Annotated in this window: 4 protein-coding genes; all 4 read left to right on the top strand. The window is 64.6% G+C overall.

Annotation, left to right across the window (positions count from 1 at the left end):
• Positions 1 to 1225: methyl-accepting chemotaxis protein (locus tag QZV94_RS22795; protein ID WP_293682414.1), on the top strand; the 1225-nt coding region annotated here is incomplete at its 5' end.
• Positions 1226 to 1349: 124 nt separating this feature from the next.
• Positions 1350 to 2996, top strand: coding sequence for a GAF domain-containing hybrid sensor histidine kinase/response regulator (locus QZV94_RS22790; protein WP_293682412.1), 1647 nt, complete (start codon positions 1350 to 1352; stop codon positions 2994 to 2996).
• Between the two features lie 179 nt (positions 2997 to 3175).
• Positions 3176 to 4270, top strand: coding sequence for a chemotaxis response regulator protein-glutamate methylesterase (locus tag QZV94_RS22785; RefSeq protein WP_293682410.1), 1095 nt, complete (start codon positions 3176 to 3178; stop codon positions 4268 to 4270).
• The gene (locus QZV94_RS22780) at positions 4267 to 5103 is read left to right on the top strand and encodes a protein-glutamate O-methyltransferase CheR (RefSeq protein ID WP_293682408.1); all 837 of its coding nucleotides are present in this window, start codon (positions 4267 to 4269) and stop codon (positions 5101 to 5103) included. The genes QZV94_RS22785 and QZV94_RS22780 overlap by 4 nt, the downstream gene beginning before the upstream one ends.
• Positions 5104 to 5318 lie beyond the last annotated feature (215 nt).

The raw sequence follows: 5318 nt of genomic DNA, 5'->3' as shown, positions 1-5318 counted from the left end.
CCTCGACGATGCCGGCGCCTACGTCGGCAACATTCTCGAGTGGGACGACGTCACGGAGGCCCGCAAGCACGAGGGCATGCTTCTGGCGATCAACAAGGCCCAGGCCGTCGTCGAATTCTCGATGGGCGGAGAGATCATTCACGCGAACGAGAACTTCCTGAAGACGTTCGACTATCGCCTGGAGGACATCGTCGGCCATCGGCACAGCATGTTCCTCGATCCAGCCTACACCCAGTCGGTCGAATACCGTCTCTTCTGGGACAAGCTCGGGCGCGGTGAGTATGATGCGGGGCAGTACATGCGCCTGGCCCGCGGGGGCCGGCAGGTCTGGATTCAGGCCAGCTACAACCCGATCCTCGATTCCAGCGGACGTCCGTTCAAGGTGGTGCAATACGCCACCGACATCACCGAACAGCGCAAGGTCGCCGAGCGGGTGCAGCAGATCTCAGGCATCGTCGCCTCTGCGGCGTCTGAGATGCGCGCGACGGCGGAGGCCATGGCACGCACCGCCGAGCAGGCGACCCGCCAGGCCGGATCGGTTGCGACAGCGTCCCGGGTCGCCTCAACCAATGTGCAAACCGTGGCGGCGGCGGGCGAGGAACTGTCGGCGTCGATCAGCGAGATCGCGCGCCAGGTCAGCCAGTCCACCATGATCACCCAGCAGGCGGTGGCGGAGACCGATAAGACCAGCACGTCGATACAGACCCTGGCTGAGGCGGCGCAGAAGATCGGCAACGTGGTCACCCTGATCAACAACATCGCCGGCCAGACCAAGCTGCTGGCGCTCAACGCCACCATCGAGGCCGCCCGGGCCGGCGACGCCGGCAAGGGTTTCGCCGTCGTGGCCTCGGAGGTCAAAAGCCTTTCGGACCAGACCGCCAAGGCCACGCACGAGATCTCCTCCCAGGTCTCCGCCATGCAGACCGCCACCGCCACCTCGGTGACGGCCATCCAGGGAATCGCGGACACGATCCGTAAGGTCGCCGACATCGCCTCGGCGATCGCCAGCGCCGTGGAGGAGCAGTCCGCCGCGACCGCAGAGATTTCGGCCAACGTGGTCGAGGCCGCCACCAGCACGGAACAGGTGTCCCTGAACATCTCGGGCGTGAGCGAAGCTGTCGGCCAGACCAGCGAGGCGTCGGGCGAGCTTCTCAACGCATCCGCCGAACTGGCGGTCCAGGCTGAAGCGCTCAGCACCGAGATGGAAAGCTTCCTCGCCAACTAGGCCTTGCGCCCGCGGCCGGCCACCGGCCGCGGGGTGAATTGGAATGAACATGGCGACCAAGAGACAGCTGACAAAGACCGTGGGACAGGTTCCTGCCGCCTCGACGGGAGCGGAGGAGTCGCGCTTGGCGGTCCTGAGCGCGACCGGGTTGCTCGACACGCCGCCCGAGGTTGCGTTCGACAGCATCATCGCGTTGGCCTCCAGCCTCGCGGGGACACCGATTGCCATGGTGTCGCTGGTCGACGTCCATCGCCAATGGTTCAAGGCGAAGCTTGGGCTTGAGACATCGGAGACCCCGCGCGAGGATGCCTTCTGCGCCCACGCCATTGCGCAAGAGGGTGTCATGTGGGTGGCCGACGCTGCGGCCGACCCCCGGTTCTCGGGCAACCCCCTCGTGCTTGGCGCACCCCATATCCGCTTCTATGCCGGCGCGCCGATGACTGTTCGAGGTCAAAGGATCGGGACGGTCTGCGTCATTTCGGACCACCCAAGGGCCCCAGACCGCGGCCTGATCGACAAGCTCGGTATGCTGGCGGCGCTGGCGTCCAACGAATGCGAACACCGGCTGTCCCTGCATGAGATGGACGATGCACGCCGGGAGGCGACGGCGGCCAGCCGGGCCAAAAGCCAGTTCCTCGCCAATATGAGCCACGAACTGCGCACGCCCTTGAACGGCGTGGTCGGTGTGGCCAGCGTACTGAACCTTTCCGAGCTGGATTTCGAACAGCACGAGATGGTCGGCCTCATCCAGACGTCGGGAAGGAACCTTGCGGCGCTATTGGACGACGTCCTCGACATCTCCAGGATCGAGGGCGACCAGTTGGAGTTGCGCCTCGGCGCATTCCGCCTGGACGATACGATTCAGACGGCGATGGACGCCTTCAGGCGTCCCGCCGCGGAGAAGGGCCTGTCGATCGCCTTCGAGGGCGCCAACGGTAAGGCCTATCTGGGCGACAGCGTTCGCATCGGCCAGATCGTGAGCAACCTGGTGTCCAATGCGGTGAAATTTACCGACGCCGGCTCGGTCACGGTCGGCTTGCGTTCGGAAGCCAATTCCGATGGCGACCGGCTCTGCATTGACGTGACCGACACGGGGCCCGGCTTCGCGATGGAGATGAGCGAGCGCCTGTTCGACCGATTCGAACAGGGCGATGGCTCCATGACGCGCCGTCACGGAGGCGCGGGGCTTGGACTGGCGATTTCGAGGTCGCTTGCCGAGATGATGGGCGGTGCGCTGGTGGCGCGGTCCACGCCCGGTGAGGGTGCATGCTTCACGCTCAGCCTCGAACTTCAGGGGTTGGCCGGCGATCAGGTGAGCCCCCAGGTAGACGATGACCCGCCCGAGCTGTTTACGCTGGGGGGGATCCGCATCCTGGTGGCGGAAGACAACCCCATCAATCGGCGCGTTCAGCAGCTGATCCTGGGCGCGGTCGGCGCCGACGTCACCCTCGTGGAAAACGGCCTGGAAGCTCTCGACGCCTACGTGAATTCACGTTTCGATTTCGTCCTGATGGACGTGCAGATGCCCAGCATGGACGGATTGGAATCCATTCGCCGCATTCGCGAACACGAGCGGTCGGCTCATCTGCTGAGGACACCGATCTACACGCTCTCCGCTCACGCCTCGAGCGAACACGTGCTGGCTTCGCTCGAAGCTGGCGCCGATGATCACCTGACAAAACCGATATCCAGCGAAACCCTGATCCAGGCGCTTGTCGTCGGCCTGACGAAGCATTTCGCTGAAGAAGACGCCGCGCAACTGGCGATGTGACTTGGTGGGCTTGGCTGACGAGTCATCTACGCTTCCGCGTCAGCCTACCATCAAGAAGTATACTTTTACAATACAATATATACGAAAATTATACTATGAATAATCCGCTTTAAATCGATATAGACATCGAGATTCCAGATGAACAGCTACTCTGTCTTGATCCGGCGGATGCCCAGAAGATGACGGTAGACGTCGCACCGCGCGGCCCGCTGGGAGCCCCGTCCATCCCGCCGATCCGCGTCCTTGTCGTGGATGATTCCGCCATCGTTCGCGGGCTGGTTTCGCGGCAACTCGAAACCGACGTCCAGATCAAGGTCGTCGGCTCGGCGCATAATGGTCAGGTGGCGCTGGATATGCTCGGCCGTTGCGCGGCGGACGTCGTTGTTCTCGACGTCGAAATGCCGGTGATGGATGGCCTGACCGCTCTTCCGCTCATGCTCGCGGCCCAGCCTCACCTCAAGATCGTCATGGCCTCGACGCTGACCCGCCGGAACGCCGAAGTCAGTCTTCGCGCGCTTCAACTCGGCGCCTCGGACTGTATCGCCAAGCCGGAGGGCAGTCTGGGTTCGGCCGATGAGTTCAAGCGGGATCTCATTGCGAAGGTGAAGGCGCTCGGGCCCGCCACGCGCTCGGTGACACCGGTCGCGGCCCTCGCCACCGCGGCGGGGGCTTCGTTCCGTCCGGCGCGCCGCGTGACTCCCACCGCGCTCGCCATCGGAGCTTCCACCGGCGGGCCACCGGCGCTCCTCAAACTGTTCGAGGCGCTGCGCGGCGCGGTCGAGCAGCCGATCTTCCTGACGCAACACATGCCTGCGACCTTCACGGCCCTGCTGTCCGAGCAACTCTCGCGCGTTGGCCTTCGGCCCTGCCGGGAGGGCCAGGAGGGGGAACGGGTCGAGCCGGGACGCTGTTATGTGGCTCCGGGCGGTTGGCATATGACCGTCGGCGCCGGCCGCCAGGGGCCGACGATCCACCTCAATCAGGATCCTCCCGAGAACTTCTGCAGGCCCGCAGTGGATCCCATGTTCCGCAGCCTGGCTTCGGTCTACGGCGCAGGGCTTGTCGGCGTGATGCTCACGGGCATGGGATCGGATGGCGCGAAGGGGTGTGTCGCGCTCGCCGACGCCGGCGGCCGTTTCGCGGTGCAGGACGAGGCCACCAGCATCGTCTGGGGCATGCCGGGGGCGGCGGCCAATACCGGTCGGGCCGAGCGCATTCTACCACTCGATGAAATCGGACCCTGGGTTCGAATGACCATGGCCGTGACCACATGATCGACCTCGAGTTCGACCACTTCTGCCGGCTCGTCCACGAACGCTCCGGCCTCGTCCTGGGGCCTGAGAAGGCCTACCTTGTGCGCGGCCGGCTGGACTCGATCGCCCGCACCGAAGGGCTCGCCGACGTAGCTGCGCTCCTGGCCCTTATCCGCAAGGTGGCGCCCGACCGGCTCATCCAGCGCTGCGTGGACGCGCTGGCGACCCACGAATCCTCGTTCTTCCGGGATGGCGCGCCGTTTGAAGCGCTCAAGACTCAAGTGCTGCCGCAGCTGCTGGCCGGCCGCAATCCGCCGCGGCCGCTTCGCATCTGGTGCGCGGCCTGCTCCAGCGGCCAGGAGCCCTATTCGCTCGCCATCGCGCTCAACGAACTGGCCAACCCCCAGGTCCTGCGCGGCATCGAGATCATCGCCACGGACTTCTCCGAGCCCATTCTCGCGAAGGCCCGCGCCGGGGTGTTCAGCGATTTCGAGGTGCGACGGGGCTTGACGCCGGAACGGCTGCAGCGGTGGTTCCGGGACGAAGGCGGCGCCTGGAAGATAACAGAATCGATCGCGCGCATGGTCACGTTCCGCCCACACAATTTGCTGAAGGGCACGACGGGCATGGGCGTCTTCGACATCATCTTCTGCCGCAATGTGCTGATCTACTTTGATCCGGAGCGAAAGCGCCGCGTGCTGGAGTCCCTGGCGGCGGCGCTCGCCGACGACGGTTCGCTGTTTCTTGGCAGCGCCGAGACGATCCTGGGATTGACGGATAAGCTGGAGACAACGCCGGGCGCCCGCGGCATCTATCGCAAGGCGCCGATCATCTCGGCTCAGCGTGCAGGCTAAGTCCAGGCCGCGCCGCGTGGGAATAACCCACGGAAATAACAAGGTTTTCTGAAGTTTATCGCTGTTGATTCGGTGGTGCCGCCGAATTTCACGCACCCCCGACGGCCATGGGCGATCCTTGGAGCACCGGAATCAATACGACAGCTGAGAAGAGTGGCGCACCCGACACGATTCGAACGTGTGACCTTTGCCTTCGGAGGGCAACGCTCTATCCA

This window comes from uncultured Phenylobacterium sp., from assembly GCF_902826855.1.
GTDB lineage: Bacteria > Pseudomonadota > Alphaproteobacteria > Caulobacterales > Caulobacteraceae > Phenylobacterium.
This window is presented reverse-complemented; position numbering and strand designations above follow the sequence as displayed.